The sequence below is a fragment of the Staphylococcus sp. HMSC067F07 genome (assembly GCF_001837405.1).
Taxonomy (GTDB): Bacteria; Bacillota; Bacilli; order Staphylococcales; family Staphylococcaceae; genus Staphylococcus; species Staphylococcus capitis.
On the sequence record NZ_KV832234.1, the window covers coordinates 664,621 to 685,543 of the forward strand.

At 33.4% G+C, this 20,923-nt stretch carries 17 protein-coding genes; 15 read left to right on the forward strand and 2 right to left on the reverse strand.

Translation table 11 applies throughout. The features are described from left to right. Window positions 1-3: 3 nt before the first annotated feature. The 3 genes from HMPREF2706_RS06535 (at window position 4) to HMPREF2706_RS06545 (ending at window position 4,185) form a co-directional block, all read left to right on the forward strand. Entirely contained in the window at window positions 4-1,749 is a 1,746-nt protein-coding gene (locus HMPREF2706_RS06535) for a lactose-specific PTS transporter subunit EIIC (protein WP_070862271.1), read from the forward strand. A 15-nt stretch (window positions 1,750-1,764) separates the two neighbouring features. Continuing rightward, window positions 1,765-3,177 carry a 6-phospho-beta-galactosidase gene (gene lacG / locus HMPREF2706_RS06540; RefSeq protein ID WP_070597534.1) on the forward strand — a complete coding sequence of 471 codons (1,413 nt, stop codon included), beginning with the start codon at window positions 1,765-1,767 and terminating at the stop codon, window positions 3,175-3,177. Window positions 3,178-3,318: 141 nt separating this feature from the next. Further along, complete coding sequence (locus HMPREF2706_RS06545; RefSeq protein ID WP_037579012.1) at window positions 3,319-4,185, forward strand: alpha/beta hydrolase; 867 nt, start codon at window positions 3,319-3,321, stop codon at window positions 4,183-4,185. A 192-nt stretch (window positions 4,186-4,377) separates the two neighbouring features. On the opposite strand, the gene HMPREF2706_RS06550 is transcribed toward HMPREF2706_RS06545, so the two are convergent. After that, on the reverse strand, window positions 4,378-5,598 hold the full coding sequence (locus HMPREF2706_RS06550; RefSeq protein ID WP_070862272.1) for an LLM class flavin-dependent oxidoreductase: 1,221 nt from the start codon (window positions 5,596-5,598) through the stop codon (window positions 4,378-4,380). A 147-nt stretch (window positions 5,599-5,745) separates the two neighbouring features. Between HMPREF2706_RS06550 and HMPREF2706_RS06555 the strand changes: the two genes are divergently transcribed. The 6 genes from HMPREF2706_RS06555 to HMPREF2706_RS06580 all read left to right on the forward strand — a co-directional run bounded on the left by HMPREF2706_RS06555 (window position 5,746) and on the right by HMPREF2706_RS06580 (window position 11,183). Further along, window positions 5,746-6,750, forward strand: coding sequence for an NADP-dependent oxidoreductase (locus tag HMPREF2706_RS06555; protein ID WP_049428220.1), 1,005 nt, complete (start codon window positions 5,746-5,748; stop codon window positions 6,748-6,750). An 88-nt stretch (window positions 6,751-6,838) separates the two neighbouring features. Continuing rightward, window positions 6,839-7,852, forward strand: coding sequence for a zinc-binding alcohol dehydrogenase family protein (locus HMPREF2706_RS06560; protein ID WP_070862273.1), 1,014 nt, complete (start codon window positions 6,839-6,841; stop codon window positions 7,850-7,852). A gap of 198 nt (window positions 7,853-8,050) precedes the next feature. Next, window positions 8,051-9,625 carry a BCCT family transporter gene (locus HMPREF2706_RS06565; RefSeq protein WP_030058570.1) on the forward strand — a complete coding sequence of 525 codons (1,575 nt, stop codon included), beginning with the start codon at window positions 8,051-8,053 and terminating at the stop codon, window positions 9,623-9,625. Between the two features lie 183 nt (window positions 9,626-9,808). Continuing rightward, window positions 9,809-10,345 carry an alkaline shock response membrane anchor protein AmaP gene (amaP, locus tag HMPREF2706_RS06570; RefSeq protein ID WP_002432799.1) on the forward strand — a complete coding sequence of 179 codons (537 nt, stop codon included), beginning with the start codon at window positions 9,809-9,811 and terminating at the stop codon, window positions 10,343-10,345. Window positions 10,346-10,357: 12 nt separating this feature from the next. Continuing rightward, on the forward strand, window positions 10,358-10,597 hold the full coding sequence (locus HMPREF2706_RS06575; protein WP_002432747.1) for a DUF2273 domain-containing protein: 240 nt from the start codon (window positions 10,358-10,360) through the stop codon (window positions 10,595-10,597). A 73-nt stretch (window positions 10,598-10,670) separates the two neighbouring features. Then, window positions 10,671-11,183: an Asp23/Gls24 family envelope stress response protein gene (locus tag HMPREF2706_RS06580; RefSeq protein WP_002432778.1), complete on the forward strand. Its 513-nt coding sequence runs from the start codon at window positions 10,671-10,673 to the stop codon at window positions 11,181-11,183. Window positions 11,184-11,383: 200 nt separating this feature from the next. On the opposite strand, the gene HMPREF2706_RS06585 is transcribed toward HMPREF2706_RS06580, so the two are convergent. After that, window positions 11,384-13,330, reverse strand: coding sequence for an IucA/IucC family protein (locus tag HMPREF2706_RS06585; RefSeq protein WP_070597536.1), 1,947 nt, complete (start codon window positions 13,328-13,330; stop codon window positions 11,384-11,386). Between the two features lie 104 nt (window positions 13,331-13,434). Between HMPREF2706_RS06585 and HMPREF2706_RS06590 the strand changes: the two genes are divergently transcribed. From HMPREF2706_RS06590 to HMPREF2706_RS06615, 6 genes are all read left to right on the forward strand, one after another. Next, entirely contained in the window at window positions 13,435-14,616 is a 1,182-nt protein-coding gene (locus HMPREF2706_RS06590; RefSeq protein WP_070597538.1) for an MFS transporter, read from the forward strand. Further along, entirely contained in the window at window positions 14,606-16,363 is a 1,758-nt protein-coding gene (locus HMPREF2706_RS06595) for an IucA/IucC family protein (protein ID WP_049428200.1), read from the forward strand. Before HMPREF2706_RS06590 ends, HMPREF2706_RS06595 begins: the two co-directional genes overlap by 11 nt. Window positions 16,364-16,366: 3 nt before the next feature. Next, window positions 16,367-17,422 carry an alanine/ornithine racemase family PLP-dependent enzyme gene (locus HMPREF2706_RS06600; RefSeq protein ID WP_070862274.1) on the forward strand — a complete coding sequence of 352 codons (1,056 nt, stop codon included), beginning with the start codon at window positions 16,367-16,369 and terminating at the stop codon, window positions 17,420-17,422. Window positions 17,423-17,711: 289 nt separating this feature from the next. After that, window positions 17,712-18,710: an ABC transporter substrate-binding protein gene (locus HMPREF2706_RS06605; RefSeq protein ID WP_047796549.1), complete on the forward strand. Its 999-nt coding sequence runs from the start codon at window positions 17,712-17,714 to the stop codon at window positions 18,708-18,710. 11 nt (window positions 18,711-18,721) lie between these two features. Continuing rightward, window positions 18,722-19,753, forward strand: coding sequence for a FecCD family ABC transporter permease (locus HMPREF2706_RS06610; protein WP_070862275.1), 1,032 nt, complete (start codon window positions 18,722-18,724; stop codon window positions 19,751-19,753). Further along, a complete protein-coding gene (locus HMPREF2706_RS06615; protein WP_023351324.1) occupies window positions 19,750-20,718 on the forward strand; it encodes a FecCD family ABC transporter permease in 969 nt (322 codons plus the stop codon). The genes HMPREF2706_RS06610 and HMPREF2706_RS06615 overlap by 4 nt, the downstream gene beginning before the upstream one ends. The last annotated feature ends 205 nt before the right edge of the window (window positions 20,719-20,923 follow it).

Sequence of the window (20,923 nt, forward strand, 5' to 3'; positions counted from 1 at the left end):
TTTATGAATAAGTTAATAGCATGGATAGAAAAAGGAAAGCCGTTCTTTGAAAAAATATCTCGTAATATTTATTTAAGAGCGATTCGTGATGGATTTATTGCAGCAATTCCTATTATCTTGTTCTCAAGTATATTTATTTTAGTCACTTATGTACCGAATGTATTTGGATTTACTTGGAGTAAAACAATGGAAGGTATATTAATGAAACCCTATAACTTTACGATGGGAATTGTTGGTTTCATTGTAGCAGGGACAACAGCCAAATCACTGACTGATTCATTTAATCGACGATTGGAAAGCACGAATCAAATTAACTTTATTTCAACAATGATGGCTGCAATGTGTGGTTTCTTGTTCTTAGCAGCCGATCCTGTAAAAGATGGAGGGTTTTTAAGTGCTTTCATGGGAACAAAAGGCTTATTAACAGCCTTCTTATCAGCGTTTATAACTGTTAATGTTTATAGTTTCTTTATCAAACATAATATTACAATAAAAATGCCTAAAGAAGTGCCACCTAATATATCACAAGTTTTCAAAGATATATTCCCATTATCAGCAGTAATCATTATTCTTTATGCGTTAGATTTAATTGCTAGAGCCTTTATTCATACCAATGTAGCTAACGCAGTATTAAAAATCTTTGAACCATTATTTACAGCAGCTGATGGTTGGGTCGGAGTGACAATTATCTTTGGTGCATTCGCTTTCTTCTGGTTTGTAGGTATTCATGGACCATCAATCGTTGAACCAGCCATTGCAGCAATTACTTACGCTAACCTTGAAGCGAACTTACATTTAATTCAAGCAGGCGAACATGCTGATAAAGTCATTACACCTGGTACTCAAATGTTTGTTGTAACTATGGGAGGTACTGGTGCAACATTAGTCGTACCTTTCATGTTTATGTGGCTAACTAAGTCTAAACGTAATAAAGCAATTGGACGTGCCTCAGTAGTTCCTACTTTCTTTGGTGTAAATGAACCTATCTTGTTTGGTGCGCCTTTAGTATTAAACCCAGTGTTCTTTATTCCATTTATTTTAGCGCCAATTGTCAATGTATGGATATTTAAATTTTTTGTTGATGTTCTGAATATGAATAGTTTTAGTATCTTCTTACCTTGGACTACTCCAGGTCCTCTAGGTATCGTGATGGGTACTGGTTTTGCGTTTTGGTCATTTGTATTAGCCATTGTCTTAATCGTAGTAGATGTCATTATTTATTATCCATTCGTTAAGGTTTATGATGAGCAGATTTTGGAAGAAGAGTTAGGTAATAAAGAAGTTAATAATGAATTAAAAGAAAAAGTTTCAGCTAACTTTGATACTAAAAAAGCTGATGCTATTTTAGCAACTGCCGGAGCGAATGAAGCTTCGCAAAGTCATGATTCACAACCAGAAGTGAATCAAGATCATTCTGACAGCAATATTACTGAACAAACAAATGTCTTAGTATTATGCGCAGGAGGAGGTACAAGTGGTTTATTAGCTAATGCTTTGAATAAAGCAGCAGATGAATACGGTGTACCTGTTACAGCAGCGGCTGGTGGTTATGGTGCACATATGGATATTATGAAAGAATATCAATTAATTATATTAGCACCACAAGTAGCCTCAAATTATGAATATATTAAACAAGACACTGACAAATTAGGTATAAAATTAGCTAAAACACAAGGCGCTGAATACATTAAGTTAACTAGAGATGGTCAAGCAGCACTCGAATTTGTAAAACAACAATTTAAAAATTAGATAGGAGTTTTATTCATGACTAAGAAATTACCTGAAGATTTTATTTTTGGTGGAGCAACAGCAGCTTATCAAGCAGAAGGAGCAACTCAAACTGATGGTAAGGGGCGTGTCGCTTGGGATACATATCTTGAGGAAAATTATTGGTATACAGCAGAACCAGCAAGTGATTTCTATAATAAATATCCAATCGATTTAGAATTAAGTGAGAAATTCGGAGTTAACGGTATAAGAATTTCAATTGCATGGTCAAGAATTTTTCCTAAAGGCTATGGAGAAGTAAACCCTAAAGGGGTAGAGTACTATCATAAGCTATTTAAAGAATGTCATAAACGTCATGTTGAACCATTCGTTACTTTACACCATTTTGATACACCAGAAGTACTTCATAAAGATGGAGATTTCTTAAATCGTAAAACCATTGATTATTTCGTAGATTATGCAGAATTTTGCTTTAAAGAATTCCCAGAAGTTAATTTCTGGACTACTTTCAATGAGATAGGGCCAATCGGTGATGGTCAATATTTAGTAGGTAAATTCCCTCCAGGTATTAAATATGACTTTGAAAAGGTTTTTCAATCTCACCATAACATGATGGTTGCACATGCTCGAGCTGTAAAGTTATTTAAAGATGGGCAATATTCAGGTGAAATAGGGGTAGTTCATGCCTTACCTACAAAATATCCATTTGATTCTTCTAATCCTGAAGATGTTAAAGCAGCAGAACTAGAGGACATTATCCATAATAAATTTATTTTAGATGCCACATACTTAGGTAAGTATTCTCGTGAAACAATGGAAGGTGTTCAACATATCTTATCTGTTAATGGTGGTAAATTGAATATCCCTGACGAAGATTATAAAATTTTAGATGCTGCTAAAGATTTAAATGACTTCTTAGGTATCAATTATTACATGAGTGATTGGATGAGAGGTTATGAAGGTGAATCTGAGATTACGCACAATGCGACTGGAGATAAAGGTGGTTCTAAATACCAACTTAAAGGTGTCGGTCAAAGAGAATTTGATGTAGATGTACCTAGAACAGATTGGGATTGGATGATTTATCCTCAAGGATTATACGATCAAATTATGAGGGTTGTGAAAGATTATCCAAATTATCATAAAATCTATGTTACTGAAAATGGTTTAGGATACAAAGATGAATTTGATGAAAAAGAGAAAACTGTACATGACGATGCCCGTATTGATTATGTTAAGAAACATTTAAACGTGATTGCTGATGCAATTGCAGATGGTGCTAATGTGAAAGGATACTTCTTATGGTCATTGATGGACGTATTCTCATGGTCAAATGGTTATGAAAAACGTTACGGTCTTTTCTACGTCGATTTTGATACACATGAAAGATATCCTAAGAAAAGTGCTTATTGGTACAAAGAATTAGCTAAAACAAAAGAAATCAAATAATTTCCTTTTAAAAATTTATCATTTAAATACAGCTTGTATGTTCCAAAGACTCATTACATTAGATGTAGTGAGTCTTTAAATATGAGCAAATACCTCTCTAATCGTATATAATATATAAAATAAACAAAATGAGGTAAGATGATGAAATCAAAATCTTCTGCGATGGTCTTTATACTTATTATTATTGTTACTTTGATATTATTTACTGTACTTTGTAGCCGTCAATCGGGCAAACATATTCCGTCTTCAGTTACTCAACATCAACATAAACTTGTGGCCACTCTATTTATGCATGGATATGGAGGAAGCGAAAAATCAGAAAGTTTCATGGTTAATCAAGCAGTTAAAAAGGGCGTTACAAAGGATGTGATGATAGCAAAAGTATCTCGCAATGGTAATGTGACTTTTATTGGTTCTATAGATAAAAATGTAAAAAATCCAATTATAAAAATCGAATTTGAAAATAATCGCAATGGTGATTTTAATGAAAATGCACGATGGATTAAAAATGTCTTGTCTCAATTGAAATCCCAATATAATATCAATAAATTTAATTTTGTAGCACACTCAATGGGGAATATGTCATTTGCTTATTATATGAATAACTATGGAAATGATAAATATTTGCCACACCTTCAAAAAGAAGTAAATATTGCAGGTACTTATAATGGCGTACTAAATCTTAATGAAAAGATAAATGAAATAAACTTAGATCGAAATGGTAAGCCAAATAAAATGAACGATGATTTCAAAAAGTTATTATCTTTAAAAGAAGTTTATAAAGATAAAAACATTGATGTACTCAATATTTATGGAGATATTCAAGATGGCACACATTCTGATGGTCGTGTATCAAATAGTTCATCAAAATCTTTGAAATATTTACTAGGAAATAGTCCAAAATCTTACACGGAAAATAAATTTACCGGTAAAACAGCTCAACATAGCCAATTACACGAAAATAAAAATATAGCAAACGACATCATTCAATTTCTATGGAGCAAATAATTCATATAGTTGAAGCGCACTCATGCATTTGGCTCCTCACAATTTTAATGCATCAGTGCGCCTCTCTATTAAAACCATATCTTCTTAAACACCATCATGTTGAATCAACAGCCCACACTCCATACAGTTATCTAGTCCTACTCTATTCAACGAATAAAATGATTCAATATTGTGCCTAATAATGCAAACACACTAAATATCTAATTCTCGTGCCAATAATTCAATTAACTCAAAACGCGCATCTTCTCCATAAACATTTGGCAATATCATTAACTCATCTACTCCAAACAAACTTTTAATATCCTTTAACTGACGTGATACTTCGCGAGGCGAGTCATAAATAATTCTACGCTTATTCTGTTCAAGTTTCTCTTTCTCGCGCTCGCTATAAACTCGATTCTTAGCGGTTTCAATAGATGGGTAAAACTGAGGTTGATCTAAATAATTAATACGTAACAACCAAAGTTGTAATGCGCTTAAAAGCTCTTCAACTTCAACCTCATTATCACCCGTTACTACAAATGTAGCTAATATCACATACGGTTTCACACCACCAGAAAGTTCTTTAAAAGCTTCATGCACATGGCCTCTAGAATCTTCCTCAGAAGCTTCATGCACATGGTCTCTAGATTCTTCTTCAAAAGCCTCATGCACATGTTCGCCAGAATAATCCTTAACACCTCTATGTGAATCCCCAGCAAAATCTTCCTCTGAACTTCCATGAGATGTCCTACCAAAAGCACGATTATCGCCATCGCCAGACGATTTCCAATATCTACCATGCCAACGTGCAAACTCATTTTTGTAGACATTTATAACTTCTTCAATAGCACTTGACGATTGTCCCATTTTAGCAATAACAAATGGCAAACCGCGTCTGCCAGCTAACTTTGCACTTCGTTCACTCATACCTAAAATATACATTTCAGGCTTGGTCGGGATTAACGGGGTAGCTAATAACGTCTTGAAGCGGTGCGCTTTATCAATGTCATCATTCAAGTATTTATTCAAATCATCTAACTGTGTATCAAAATCTAGTTTTCTTTCTTTATTCTCATTTAATGCAGCGTTCACGTTGTTGAAACTTGGAGAGCGTCCTATCGCCATATCTACACGATGAGGATGGCGTGCTTCCATCATCTTAAATTGTTCAGCTACTTTATACGGGCTGTAGTGTGGCAACATGACACCACCACTTCCAATCTTGATATTACTCGTCTGTTCCAATAATGTCATCATGACCATTTCAGGGGCGCTTGATGCCACAGAACGAACTTGATGATGCTCAGCCACCCAATATCTCACATAACCTAATTGTTCAGCTCGTTGTGCTAACTCTACACTATGCTGAAATGCTTCGTGTGCACTTCTACCTTCAAATATCGGTACATAATCTAATATGCTTAATTTCATTTTAGGAAAATTAAACCTCCCATACGTCATGATTCAACCAATTTCTCAATGCTTGCTCTTATTATACAAGTGATTTTCTATGATTGCGATGACCTTGTTCGAGGTATGATATTTACAGAATTAATATTCAAAAAAGGGTGATATCATATGAAAAATGAACAAATCGTATTTAACAAAGTTCCAGATGGAATGCCACAAGATGATACATTCAAATATGAAGAAACTGATGTACAAGAACCTAAAAATAATGAAGTTCAATTAGAAACATTATATATTTCAGTGGATCCATATATGAGAGGCCGTATGACGAATGCAGATTCCTATGTCCAGCCTTTTAAAAAAGGAGAGCCATTCAATGGACATATCGTAGCTAAAGTTATTCAATCAAATGCTAAAGATTATAATGAAGGTGACATTGTCGTGGGCATGCTTCCGTGGAAGAAAATAAACACTGTATCAACAGAGCATATCGATAAAGTACCTTCAACAGATGTGCCACTTGACTTATATTTAAGCGTCCTAGGAATGCCAGGGCAAACTGCTTATCATGGCCTTTTAGACATTGGACAGCCTAAAGAAGGTGAAACCGTAGTTGTTTCAGCAGCTTCAGGTGCAGTAGGTTCAGTTGTCGGCCAAATTGCTAAAATTAAAGGATGTAGAGTTGTAGGTATCGCAGGAGGAGATAAGAAAGTAAATTATCTTACTAAAGAATTAGATTTTGATGCAGGTGTAGATTATAAGAAAGATGATTTCGCCCAAACATTAGCAGATGCTGTTCCAGATGGCATCGATGTCTATTATGAAAATGTAGGCGGTGAAATAGGTGATGAAGTATTTAAACACCTAAACACACATGCACGTATTCCTGTTTGCGGTGCCATTTCTTCTTATAACCATCCTGAAGAAGATATTGGTCCACGTATTCAAGGGACACTCATCAAGAAACAAGCGATGATGAGAGGTTTCTTAGTTGCCGAATTCGCTGATGACTTTAAAAATGCAAGCGAACAACTCGCTAAATGGGTACAAGAGGGTAAGATTAAGACTCAAGTATCTGTAGAAGAGGGTTTCGATAAAGTACCTCAAGCATTTAGAAATTTACTCACTGGTGATAATTTTGGTAAACAAGTAATTAAAGTCTCTGACGTTTAGTATCTTCATCTTCAAAAAAACTGTTTAAATGAGTGAATTGAATTAAATGCTATAATTAATTTAATAAAATCAACATAGAGGTGGAATCATGAAAGCAATAGGATTTAATGCACCGTTCAATCTAGAAGATGGTAATCAATTTCAAGAAATTGAATTTAATATTCCAAATCCAACTAGGAATCAGTTATTAATAAAGGTTCAAAGTATAAGTGTCAATCCGGTTGATACGAAACAACGCATCTTACCAGTTAACCATGCACCACGTATATTAGGATTTGATGCGGCAGGTATTGTCGAACAAGTTGGAGAAGATGTCACAATGTTTGAGACAGGAGACTATGTGTTTTATTCAGGTTCTCCAAATCAGCATGGCTCTAATGAAGAATATCAGTTAATTGAGGAAGAATTAGTAGCGAAAGCACCATCTAATCTTAAGCCTGAACAAGCGGCAAGTTTACCTCTCACTGGTCTCACAGCATCTGAAACATTATTTGATGTGTTTCAAATATCTCATGACCCTGAAAAGAACAAAGGTAAATCTCTTCTTATCATTAACGGGGCCGGTGGGGTAGGTAGTATTGCTACACAAATTGCTAAAGCACATGGCTTAATGGTTATTACCACTGCATCTCGTGAGGAAACGATTGAATGGACGAAGTCTATGGGTGCTGATATTGTAATCAATCATAAAGAAGATTTAAAGACACAACTTGAGCATCACGATATTAATGAAGTAGATTACATTTTCTGCACATTTGATACAGATTTATATTATGAGAAAATGATTGAACTTATTAAACCATTAGGTCATATCGCAACGATTGTTGCATTTAAAGAAAAGCAAGACTTAAATCTACTCAAACCTAAGAGTGTTAACTTTACTCATGAATTTATGTTCGCCAGACCAGTCAATCGCACGAATGACATGATTAAACATCATGAGTATTTGAAAGATATTTCTGAAAGGGTTGAACAAGGGCAATATCACCATACAACTACGAAGGTGATTAATGGTTTAACCACCGAGACACTTTACCAAGCTCATCAAATTTTAGAGTCAAATACGATGATAGGTAAATTAGTTATTAATGTGGAAAAATAATTATCGACATATTTCCTAGAAAGAATAGCAGTAAGATGATTTCAATTATGAATCATCTTACTGCTAATTTTATATTCAATCTTGTCGCCATCATAACTATACAATTAAAAAGTTATATATTTTAAAAATACAAAGTATAAATGATTGATAATACTTGGGATGGGTAATAAACATAGGAAAGAGGTGATTGTTTTATTTATGAAATCAACAAATACAAGTAAAATCAGCATTGTATTTTGGGTAGCATTAGCAATTTGTACAGCATTTGTTATTTATGGTGCGATTCTACCTAAACAACTTGAACAAGTTACGCAAACTGTAACTTCATTTATAGCAGTTCATTTTTCATGGTATTATCTTCTACTTGTCCTACTCATACTTATAGTAAGTGTTTATTTATTATTCTCTAGATATGCATCAATTACATTAGGTAAAGAAGGAGAAGATCCTGAATTCTCACTTCCTTCATGGTTTGCTATGTTATTTAGTGCAGGTATGGGTATCGGATTAGTATTCTGGACCACTGCGGAGCCTATAAGTCACGCGTTTACTTTAACTCCAATACATAAAGCTGGAACGCAGTCAGCCATTAATGACGCCATGCAATTTTCTTTCTTCCATTGGGGTATACATGCCTGGGCAGTTTACGGCATTGTAGCGCTCGTCTTTGCGTATTTTAGTTTCCATAAGGGATATCCCGGTCTTGTAAGTGCAACATTAACGCCCATTTTCGGTGAAAAAGCTATGCGAGGTCCGATAGGTGGTGCGATAGATGTATTAGCAGTCATAGCGACTGTAACAGGTGTTGCAGCAACATTAGGATTTGGAGCATTACAAATTAATGAAGGCCTTAACTTCTTGTTTAAAGTGCCAAATAACTTTGGAACACAAGTTATCCTTATTATCGTTGCTACTATATTATTTACTTGGTCAGCATGGTCAGGTATTGATAAAGGTATTAAAACTTTAAGTAACATCAATATGGGGTTAGCATTTCTAGTTTTAGTCGGATTATTCATTGTTGGACCGACACTTTATATTTTGAACACATTTACGAATGGTTTAGGGAATTACATAGCCAATTTCTTTAAAATGAGTTTGAGAATTCCATCAGGTGGAGAGAAATTTAAATGGTTACAACAATGGACAATTTTCTATTGGGCATGGTGGATTTCATGGGCGCCATTTGTTGGAATCTTTATCGCACGTGTCTCAAGAGGTAGAACAATCAAAGAATTTATTTTAGGCGTACTATTTGTTCCAGCACTAGTATGTTTCTTATTCTTTGCAGTCTTCGGTGCTTCAGCAATTTATTTACAAGATCATCATATAGCTAATATTGCTAAAGCAGCTACAGAGACAGCTACATTTGCAACGTTAGAACAATATCCGCTTGGATTTATATTAAGTATTATTACTCTAGTAGTGATTATGATTTTCTTTGTGACTTCAGCCGACTCCGCTACTTATGTACTGGGTATGTTAAGTGCTCGTGGAGATATAAATCCTGCTTCATTTGTAAAGGTAAGCTGGGGTATTATCATGGCACTATTTGCAATAATTATGATTTACACTGGTGGCACACAAGCAATACAAAACTTACTTATCATAGCTGCATTACCATTTTCACTCGTAATCATAGTTATGATTTGGTCGCTCTTTAAGTCGCTTAGTGATGAAAAGCCACGTCCTAGCAATAAGGTATTAGTTAAGGATAAGAATTCTGACATTCTAGAATACCGTAGTTCTAAAAACGAAAAAAATTTAACATAATAATAAAAATATACGTTTTTCATCTAATTAGAATGGGAATAATGTATTATAAGTAGTGCTTCTTTAAATATTTTTAAAAATAGAATAAAAAATTGTTTTATTTATGTTTCAAAAAAATATTTATAGGGTACTCATTTAAAATGTAAACAAATTCAACAATGACATAAGGAGGTGCCGTGCGAGGTGAAAAGACTAAAAAATTTCATCCTCGGCCTTTTAATAGTCGCAATTGTTGGGTTCCTATTGTTTATGTACATAAAGGATAGTCGTATTAAAAGCTATCAAGACTACTTCCTTCATTTCAATTGGTTCCAACCACTATTAATTGGACTTGCGGGATTACTAATATTGATTGGACTCATATTAGTATTAAGCATATTCAAACCTACGTATCGTAAACCTGGACTTTATAAAACTTTTGATGATGGTCATATTTATGTATCAAGAAAAGCAGTTGAAAAATCTGCGTACGATACATTAACTAAATATGATCAAGTAAGACAACCTAATGTAGTAAGTAAGCTTTATAGTAAGAAAAAGAAATCATTTATCGACATTAAAGCAGATTTCTTCGTACCAAATGATGTTCAAGTGAAATCATTAACTGAAAGTATTCGCTCTGACATTAAGAAAAATGTTGAACATTTCACAGAAATTCCAGTACGAAAATTAGAAGTTAATGTTCGTGACCAGAAAACGTCTGGTCCACGTGTGTTGTAAGGGAGGGATATCATGGCTGAAAATAATAATCAAAACGGACAAGACTCTACACAACAATTAATCAATATATTTAAAGCATTTAAGTGGCGTATTATTGGATTTTTAGCATTTTTACTTATAGCTATATTATTCCTAACTCTTGGATTTTGGAAAACAATTTTAATCATTGTCTTGTGTTTAATTGGAATTGGTATCGGGTATATTAAAGACCGTACGCAAGACTTTATGAATTTCCTCAATAGATGGAGCTAGTCCAGTTCTAAAGGAATTAATTAAATCTAATTATTAATAATAACTAAATTTTGAAAGTAAAGGAGAATTTACTATGGCAGTAGATAATAACAAAGCAAAACAAGCATACGATAACCAAACTGGTGTAAATGAAAAAGAAAGACAAGAACAACAAAAAGAAGTTCAAGAAAATCAACAACCACAATTCGAAAACAAATTAACTTTCTCTGATGAAGTAGTTGAAAAAATTGCTGGTATTGCTGCTCGTGAAGTTAAAGGTATCTTAGATATGAAAGGCGGATTCACTGACAACTTCACTAATGCATTCTCAAGTGGTAATAACGTGACTACTGGCGTGTCAGTTGAAGTTGGCGAAAAACAAGCTGCTATCGACTTAAAAGTTATTTTAGAATATGGTGAATCAGCACCAAAAATCTTCCGTAAAGTAACTGACTTAGTTAAAGAACAAGTGAAATACATCACTGGCTTAGAAGTTGTTGAAGTGAACATGCAAGTTGACGATGTAATGACTAAAAAAGAATGGCAACAAAAAAATGAAAAAGACAACAAAGACAACAACCACAGTGATAGACAAGGTTTACAATAATTCATAATTGCAATTTGATAAATCATTTAAGTTGAAACTTATATGATATTAGCCTATAAATGGAAAGTGTTCTCACACCATTTATAGGCTTTTTGTTTATTAATAATTAATTTTCCTCAAAAAATAAGCAGTCTGCGTAAAAGATGACTTTCTTAAACATAGACTGCTTATTATAAGCTACAATTACATTAATATTTTAATTAGTGAAGTGGATTGTTTACTTTAATATACGTATATTCATGTGCTTGATCTTCTAATCGCATAGTCGTCACGCATTTATAATCAATTGTTGGGGCAAAGATAACTTCTTCGATTTTACTACGACGACCTTCAGATAATTCTGTGATATTACTTAAAATATCCTTTAATATGAGTGCCATATCCTTCCAGATTTCATTTTCAAGTGAAGAAGAATGAGATGACTTAGCTATTGTAAGCACAAGCTCTCCTAAGTGATTCTGAACTGTAGAATAAAATGCTTTATTAAAAACGGAAGTCTTAGAATTTGTTAAAATTCTAGATTTCTCATGAAAATGGTTCGTCTCATAACCCGATTGATTTAAGCGCTCAGTATCAATACGTAAACCTTCGAAATCTCTAATATATAGTTTATTAAGTGAACCGTCTTCGTTAAAGGTTGCAACAGAATTCTGTAGGTGTGCCTCTAAAGCAATACCATATTTAGAATATAAAGGAATGACTAAACCTAGTAACGCTTTACTATATTCATTCATCCAAGTTTTAGCTGCTTCTTCAAATGACTGAAATCCCTTAGAAACTTGATATGTTTGAATTAATGTTTGAATAGGCGTTTCAGAGTTGTAAGGATACGTTGCAACTAAACTTGATGGAATGACAGGTACCACATCATTCGTTATAGAATGATAGAAATTATTTCTAAATAACGTACCTAGTTGTTCACTACGATCCGTTTGTATCTCATCACTATCATTAGAATTATAAAAATGAATTCCTGCCACTTCATCAATTACAGTAGAAGCATACTGTTTAAATGTTGAATCTTTAGTCAAGATATCGTTTAAGATGTGTGTAACTAAAGGTCCATTATGAGTTGTTTGTTCTGAAAGTGTACGAATTTCGCCAGTAATATGTACATTTGTTGATAATTTAATATGTGGCGCTTTATTAGGTAATTCAGGAACCAACGTTCTAAATGATAAACCAGCATAATATGGGATAGAATATTCACTCACAATCATAAGTCGTTGATCAAGTTCTTCCATGTAATCTTGATGTAGGACATGGTCGTATTGCCATGGATGCATAATCATCAATTGATAGTCGTCTAAATTGACTTGTCCGCTAAATTCTTTTTCTAAGTGTGAGTATATATCAGGAAACATATGTTTCATCGTATCATTGTAATTTGCATCTAAAGCTTGAATACGAGCCACTGAATGATGCAATAATACAATTTTTAATTCGATGGGCTGAGTAAATTCAGAAGAGTATCTAAATGTTTCAAACGCATCCATACCTTTACGCAGTTTTGCTCCCGGATGAAGAGGGTGGCCTTCTACTACGGCTTGCTCAGACCTTAGATAACTATCTTGATGATTTTTAATAATATCGTATAGAGGTGCTCGATCATCCTTCATTTTAAAATATTGATAGCTCAGCGCAAATGTCATATTGGCTGCACTGTTCGTTTGGTCATCTCTGAATTGTTGGCTCGCTTCATTGTCCAACTCTGGTGATTCAGTAAGAATCCAGTCTAATATGTCATTAGGATGTAAAATACGCTTAAATTCATCTTGATATTGTTCACGTTTATAATAAAAGGGGCCTTCAACATCTATACGATTAAATGCATGCTGACCAGTTACTGGTGCGTATAAGTATAGCTTTGATTTAGGAAAATGAATTTCTAAAATGTCAGTTACATGAGTGTCATAACCAGCAAATTTACGTCTATTAAGTAACTGACTATGATCATTACCATGAACTAAATTCTCTCTATGTATAGAAGTAACTAAACGCTTTGTTACTTTATCTCGACCAGTTAATAATTTATCTTGGAAAATAGATGCCCATTGTTCATCATATTGTTGTAAAAACTGAAAAACATTTTGCTCATCTTGGGTCATCTCAATGTCTTGTTTGTTAATAAATTGATTGAAATTCATAATTCACCTCTAAAAAAATATTTTACAAAAATAAATAAGATTTGTATAATCCATATTAATGATAATGATAATTATTATCAATAAAAAAGACAGGTGGAAATTAAATGGCAAAATTTTTCTTTTCCAGTTCTTTTCTTCTGTTTTTGGGGAATTGGATTGGGCAAATAGGATTAAACTGGTTTGTACTTACTACATATCATAACGCAGTTTATCTGGGATTAGTTAATTTTTGCCGACTCGTACCAATTTTATTGCTAAGTGTATGGGCAGGCTCAATTGCTGATAAATATGATAAAGGAAATTTACTTAGAATAACGATTTACTCTTCATTTATAGTCACTGCGGTATTATGTGTTTTGACATTTACTATTGATTCTATCCCAATCGCTGTAATACTCATTTATGCATCGTTAAGAGGTATTCTAAGTGCAGTAGAAACACCAGTAAGACAAGCGGTGTTACCTGATTTATCAGATAAAATTTCTACAACACAGGCAGTATCGTTTCATTCGTTTATCATTAACATCTGTCGTTCGATAGGTCCCGCAATCGCTGGAGTCATTCTAGCAGCTTATCATGCGCCTTCAACTTTCTTAGCACAAGCGATATGTTATTTAGTTGCTGTACTTTTTAGTCTGCCTCTTCACTTTGAAGTTGTTTCAAATCAACTCGAAAATAAAGAATTCTCATTAAAGATAGTTATGAATTATTTCAAACGTAATCTAGAGGGGAGTAAGATATTTGTTACTTCTCTATTAATCATGGCTACAGGATTCTCTTATACAACAGTATTACCCGTACTTACGAATCATATTTTTCCAGGAAAATCAGAAGTATTTGGTATAGCGATGACCTTCTGTGCTATTGGTGGTATCGTAGCAACAATTATTTTACCTACCATTTTAAATCATCTAAGCGCAGTTAAAATGTATTATTTAAGTTCTTTGCTATTTGGGTTAGCTTTACTAGGCGTCGTTATACATAATTTGGTTATTATGTTCATTTGTATCACTTTAATTGGACTATTTAGCCAATGGGCAAGAACAACGAATAGAGTTTATTTTCAACATAGTGTTAAAGACTATGAGAGAGGGAAGGTATTAAGTATTATTATGATGGACCGTGGTATGATACCTCTCGGTAGTTTAGTTATGAGTTTCTTTGCAGATGTATTCGGAATACTGACGACATTCATGATCATGGGTATAACTACCGTAGCCATTTCAGTAATATTTTACCTAATACAGCGTATGACGAAGTTGGAGGAAAGTAATAATGGAGCGTAATGAATGGCTGTTAGCAGATAAAAATATACAATACCGTATCATGAACGCAATAATTAAGGAACGTATTTCACCAGAGGGCATGAAAATAACGAAAGATGATAGTGTGGTGGAAATTCAGTACCAAGGCAAAAGATTAACTGTTCAAGTAAAACGTAAAAGTGCTATGGAAAGATATGTGTTTAAAGGCGATATTATGTATGGTTGTGGTCAAAAGTCACAACCTATTGAAAGCTTAGAAGATCTGCTCGAAACATTAACACAGGATTTTAATATTGAAATTTCAGAACGTTTGAATGAAGAATTGATTCATAGTAGAGACAGTTTTATTGAAACATATAAACATTTTAACAACAGACAATCACTCATACATCAAAGTATGAAATTTTCAAGATTGCCTGAATCATTAAACTTTATATCCTGGCTACAACATTTACAAGATAGTGGCATTATAGATGATTTAAGTTATTCGGAGAGTTTGATTGTTGAAGGACATCCTACCCATCCTTTAACTAAAACAAAACTTCCGTTAAATAAAAGCGAGTTGAAAGCGTATGCTCCAGAGTTTGAAAAGGTTATTCCTCTAAAAATTATGCTTATTGAAAAGAATCACATTGTCACTACGTCAATGGAAGACGATGACCAATATATTTTAAATCGTGTCATTCCGGAATATCGTCATCAACTCAATTCATTTTTGGAGCCTTTAAATTTAAATATAGAGGATTATAGAGTCATGATTGTTCATCCTTGGCAATACGATCACACTATAGGCGGAAAATTTAGTCAGTGGATTGCTAGTAAAATACTAATACCAACACCATTCACAGTAGAATCTAAAGCAACGTTATCATTTAGAACGATGGATTTAATTCATAAACCTTATCACGTTAAACTTCCTGTGAATGTTCAAGCAACTAGTGCAGTAAGAACTGTTTCTACGGTTACTACGGTAGATGGACCTAAATTAAGTTATGCATTACAAGGACTTCTTGATCAATATCCAGGACTCCAAGTGGCGATGGAACCCTTTGGTGCATATGCCGACGTGGATTCTGATTTGGCAAGACAACTTGCATGCATTATTCGTCAGAAACCCGTTATCTTTGAAAATGGCTCAACAGTGGTCACAGCAAGTTTAGTTAATCCTAATCCAATTGATCGTAAAGCGATTGTAGATAGCTATTTAGAATGGCTTGAAACTGAAATAACAATTGACCACATTAAACATTTTATTGCAACTTACACACAAACATTAGTCCAACCACTCATTGCATACATTCAAGATTATGGAATTGCATTAGAAGCACATATGCAAAATACGATTGTCAATCTAGGTCCTAACTATCAAATGAAATTCTTAGTACGTGATTTAGGTGGTTCACGTATAGATTTAGATACTTTACAACAGAAGGTAACAAATATTGAAGTAACGAATGAAAGTTTATTAGCTCAATCCATTGAGGAAGTTATTGCGAAGTTTCAACATGCTGTTGTACAAAATCAATTAGCAGAGTTGATTCATCACTTTAATCAATATGAAGATGTTAAAGAAAAAGAGTTATTTGATATCGTTCGTGAAGAGATTGATCTAGCGATTGATGATGATAAATCCCATGCCGACATTTTGAGGAAAGTATTATTTGGTCCGACAATAACAGTTAAAGCGTTATTAAGTATGAGGATGGAAAATAAAGTTAAAAAATATTTAAACACTGAATTAGAAAATCCTATTAAAAAAGAGGTGTAGTACATGGCTAGAATCAAAGTTAACTTATCAAAAATACAATACAATGCCAAAGTACTTCAGACATTACTTGAACGTAGACAGATTCACTTTACCCCTGTAGTAAAATGTGTTGCCGGAGAGGAACGCATCGTTTCTACAATAAAATCTCTTGGAATTACACACTTTGCTGAATCAAGAATTGATAATATTGAAAGACTAAGAGATTTAAATATCACCTTTACACTATTACGCCCCACGACAGAATTTGAAACTATGGTTTCTACTGTAAAACTGAGTATTCAAACAGAACTTGATACGATTAAACAATTGAATGTAATTGCAAAAAGAATGAATGTAAAGCATCAAATCATGTTAATGGTAGATTGGAAAGACGGCCGTGAAGGTGTCTTAACTTATGATGTATTAGATTATATTAAAGAAATTATGAGTATGAGTCATATACAACTAGTAGGATTAGCATTTAATTTTATGTGCTTTAAATCCAAAGCTCCAGAAGAAAATGATGTCTTTATGATTAATAAGTTCATTAGTGCCGTTGAAAAGGAAATAGGTTACAAGTTTAAAATTATTTCAGGAGGTAACTCAAGCATGTTACCTCAAACAATGTACAATGATCTTGGCAAGATTAATGAATTAAGAATAGGAGAAGCACTCTTTAGAGGAATAGATACTACCACGAATGAACCTATTGCAAGTCTCTATCAAGATGCGATTGTACTTGAAGCGGAAATTATTGAAATTAAACCACGTATTAATCAAGTGACACACCAATCCTATTTACAAGCAATAGTGGATATAGGTTATTTAGATACATTTACAGATGGTATCAAGCCTATCGCCAATGATCTGAAAATGGTTGGCGCCTCAAGCGATCATTTAATGATTGATTTGAATAATCAAGATCACTATCAAATTGGGGATAGAATTCAATTTAGTTTAAATTATGAAGCTTTGTCACAGAGTATGTATATGAAAAATTTAACTAAATCATATTACGACGATTCAAAGATTCAAACTTTGATTGAAAATTTTAACACAACCATATTTGCCAATACGTAATGAAGACTCAATTTTATTCATTAAATTATATTTCACTTTAAACTGCTCTTTAATTTTCTATTTAAAAGAGCAGTTTTATTTATTTTAGTTAGTTATTGTTCTCTAAATTGTATATAAGGCAAATATAAAGTGATATTCAGATTTATCTTTCATAGTAGTTAGTCTGACTTATGAATTAAATTATATTTGAGTAAAATATATTCATAAAACAATACAAAATGATATTGACAATGAGAATCGTTATCAATAAACTGTATATGTAAGCATATACATATTAAGGAGTGGAACAATGAGAGGTCTAAAATTTTTTAGTGCTGTTGGCTTAATGCTAGTATTAGTTCTTGTTGCGGCCTGTGGAAGTAATGGTTCTAATAATTCAAGTAATAAATCTGCATCTAAAGATGGTGTAGAAATTAAACACGAAGAAGGAAAAACTAAAGTACCTAAGCACCCTAAACGTGTCGTTGTACTTGAATATTCATTCGTAGATGCATTAGCTTCACTTGATGTAAAACCTGTAGGTATAGCAGATGATAAGAAAAAGGAACGTATCATCAAACCATTAAGAGATAAAATTGGTAACTATACGTCTGTAGGTGCACGTAAACAACCTAACTTAGAGGAAATTAGTAAACTAAAACCAGACTTAATTATTGCAGATAGTAATAGACATAAAGGAATTTATAAAGATTTAAGTAAAATTGCTCCAACAATTGAACTTAAGAGTTTTGATGGAAACTATAATCAAAACATTGATGCCTTCAAAACAATTTCTAAAGCATTAGGTAAAGAAGATGAAGGTAAAAAACGTCTAAAAGAACATGATGAAAAGATTGAAAAATATAAAAAAGAAATTACAATGAATAAAGATGAGAAAGTGTTACCTGCAGTTGCATCTAAATCAGGTTTATTAGCACACCCTAGTTATTCATATGTAGGACAATTCTTAAATCAACTTGGATTCAAAGAAGCATTAACTGATGATGTGACAAAAGGTTTAAGTAAGTATCTTAAAGGACCTTACTTACAAATGAACACTGAAACATTATCTAAAGTAAATCCAGGCCGTATGTTCATCATGACTGATAAAGCAAGTCCTAATGAGCCTTCTCTTAAAGAATTAGAAAAAGATGCTGTATGGAAAAAATTAGACGCTGTTAAACATAATCGTGTAGATGTGTTAGATCGTGACCTATGGGCTAGATCACGTGGTTTAATTTCTTCTGAAGAGATGGCAAAAGAACTTGTAGAACTTTCAAAGAAAGATAGTAATAAAGATAATAAGTAAGGTGGAAAATAATGACTATGGGTATTAAAAATAGTCAATCCGCTATTGAACAAAAAAAGAGAAAGCGCACTACACTCACTTATATAGTGGGTGTGTGCTTTCTTTTTATTTCAATCTATTTGAATTTAGCGATTGGTTCTTCAAAAATACAATTTCATGATATTTTAAGTTACTTCACTGGACATATTGAATCAGAACAAACATTTTTAATTCATAACGTACGCATGCCTCGAATGCTTGCAGGGTTAGTGATAGGTGGTGCATTGGGGATAGCCGGTCTACTTATGCAAGCAATAACTAGAAATCCACTTGCTTCACCTCAAATATTTGGTGTAAATGCTGGAGCGTCCTTCGTCATTGTTTTAATTACAGTTTTAATTCCATCCCTAGGTTCTTATTCAACTATCCTAGCAATTATTGGAGCCTTTTTTGGTGGATTTACTGTTTATACGTTGTCAGGATCTACGAAATCAATTACGCCAGTGAAACTTGCTTTAGCAGGTATGGCGATACATCTATTCTTTAGTAGCATGACCCAAGGAATCATTCTTTTAAATGAGGATTCTAATGATACTGTCATGTTTTGGTTAGTAGGATCATTAGCTGGGATAAAATGGAATCAAATTATGATGATTTTACCTTGTATAGTCATTGCTGTAATTGTAACTATTTTTATGGGAAGACAGCTTACAATTATGGAACTCGGAGACGACATTGCAAGAAGCCTTGGTCAACGTACTGAAATTGTAAGAATGATTATTGGATTGCTAGTGATAGTATTAGCAGGGATGTCTGTTTCAATTGCAGGCCCCATCGGTTTTGTGGGCCTCATTGTTCCTCATATAGTTAAACATTATGTAAGTAAAAATTATCTAATTATGCTACCTCTCACGTTTATTTTTGGTGCAGATTTATTGTTAATATCTGACGTTCTATGTCGTTTAATCACTTATCCATTTGAATCTCCAGTTGGTATAGTGACTTCATTTGTCGGCGCCTTTTACTTCTTATTCATTACTGTAAGAGGGGTGAATCGCGTATGATTAAGAGTAGCAATAGTATACGTTATGGAATCGTGATTATTTTATTAGTCGTCAGTACAATATTTAGTTTATGTATAGGTTCAGTTATGATAGACCCTATACACGCTATTGTTGGTTTTTTCACACAAGATGACTTTATTTTAAATGAATATCGTATACCTCGAACATTATTGGGATTAGTAATAGGTAGCAGTTTAGCTATATCTGGTGCTGTTATTCAAGGTGTAATTAGAAATCCGCTTGCATCTCCGGATGTTATTGGAATTACTAAAGGAGCAAGTCTAGCAGCGGTGATTATTATTATGATATTTCCGTCGGCACCTTTATTTGTATTACCTTTAGGATCGTTTGTTGGAGCATTGGTGATTAGTTTAATATTGTCCTTCCTTATTTCCAAATTTGATGTAAAAGGATCGAAACTTGCTCTTATAGGTTTAGCCATTGGCGCAATTTGTACGGCTATCGTACAGTTCTTACTTATTCGTAATCCTATGGATGCAAATAATGCATTAGTTTGGTTAACTGGTAGTTTATATGGACATAATATTTCTAACTTCTATAGTGTCTTACCTTGGTTTATTATCACTGTACCGGTAGTATTATTACTCGGTTACCAGCTAGATATTTTAAACTTGGGAGATAATGTCGCTACAGCTCTTGGTGCACGTGTTCGATTTTTAAAAATGATATTACTCATCTTGGCTGTAATGTTAGCTGGAGCTTCTATTGCAGTTGTCGGTGGTATTAGTTTCTTAGGACTTATAGCACCTCATATAGCAAGACAACTCGTCGGACACAAAAATATACATGTCATTATCATGTCAGGTTTAATAGGCGCTATACTATTAACGCTTGGTGATGGGTTAGCTAGGGGAATTCAACCGCCACTTGATATTCCAGTAGGTGTAGTTATTGCAGTTATTGGAGCACCATATTTCTTATTCTTACTACGTAGAATGAAATGATTTATTCATTAAATATGAATTTGAGCGCTCTTAGGTATGCTATGGCCGATTTCAATTTATAGTTTATTGAAATCGGCCTTTTTTAAATTTTTAATTGCGAAAAGTGATAGATTAGCGTATAGTATTTATACGTAATTATTCATATTTTTGTATATATAAACATTTGTGAAGATGAATCTTGATTACTTCAAGTTGATATAAATAG

Bases quoted from the DNA above. Each gene is read 5' to 3' on its own strand.
- HMPREF2706_RS06535 (WP_070862271.1), top strand. From the start codon at position 4: ATGAATAAGTTAATAGCATGGATAGAAAAAGGAAAGCCGTTCTTTGAA.
- lacG (WP_070597534.1), top strand. From the start codon at position 1,765: ATGACTAAGAAATTACCTGAAGATTTTATTTTTGGTGGAGCAACAGCA.
- HMPREF2706_RS06545 (WP_037579012.1), top strand. From the start codon at position 3,319: ATGAAATCAAAATCTTCTGCGATGGTCTTTATACTTATTATTATTGTT.
- HMPREF2706_RS06550 (WP_070862272.1), bottom strand. From the start codon at position 5,598: ATGAAATTAAGCATATTAGATTATGTACCGATATTTGAAGGTAGAAGT.
- HMPREF2706_RS06555 (WP_049428220.1), top strand. From the start codon at position 5,746: ATGAAAAATGAACAAATCGTATTTAACAAAGTTCCAGATGGAATGCCA.
- HMPREF2706_RS06560 (WP_070862273.1), top strand. From the start codon at position 6,839: ATGAAAGCAATAGGATTTAATGCACCGTTCAATCTAGAAGATGGTAAT.
- HMPREF2706_RS06565 (WP_030058570.1), top strand. From the start codon at position 8,051: ATGAAATCAACAAATACAAGTAAAATCAGCATTGTATTTTGGGTAGCA.
- HMPREF2706_RS06575 (WP_002432747.1), top strand. From the start codon at position 10,358: ATGGCTGAAAATAATAATCAAAACGGACAAGACTCTACACAACAATTA.
- HMPREF2706_RS06580 (WP_002432778.1), top strand. From the start codon at position 10,671: ATGGCAGTAGATAATAACAAAGCAAAACAAGCATACGATAACCAAACT.
- HMPREF2706_RS06585 (WP_070597536.1), bottom strand. From the start codon at position 13,330: ATGAATTTCAATCAATTTATTAACAAACAAGACATTGAGATGACCCAA.
- HMPREF2706_RS06590 (WP_070597538.1), top strand. From the start codon at position 13,435: ATGGCAAAATTTTTCTTTTCCAGTTCTTTTCTTCTGTTTTTGGGGAAT.
- HMPREF2706_RS06595 (WP_049428200.1), top strand. From the start codon at position 14,606: ATGGAGCGTAATGAATGGCTGTTAGCAGATAAAAATATACAATACCGT.
- HMPREF2706_RS06600 (WP_070862274.1), top strand. From the start codon at position 16,367: ATGGCTAGAATCAAAGTTAACTTATCAAAAATACAATACAATGCCAAA.
- HMPREF2706_RS06605 (WP_047796549.1), top strand. From the start codon at position 17,712: ATGAGAGGTCTAAAATTTTTTAGTGCTGTTGGCTTAATGCTAGTATTA.
- HMPREF2706_RS06610 (WP_070862275.1), top strand. From the start codon at position 18,722: ATGACTATGGGTATTAAAAATAGTCAATCCGCTATTGAACAAAAAAAG.
- HMPREF2706_RS06615 (WP_023351324.1), top strand. From the start codon at position 19,750: ATGATTAAGAGTAGCAATAGTATACGTTATGGAATCGTGATTATTTTA.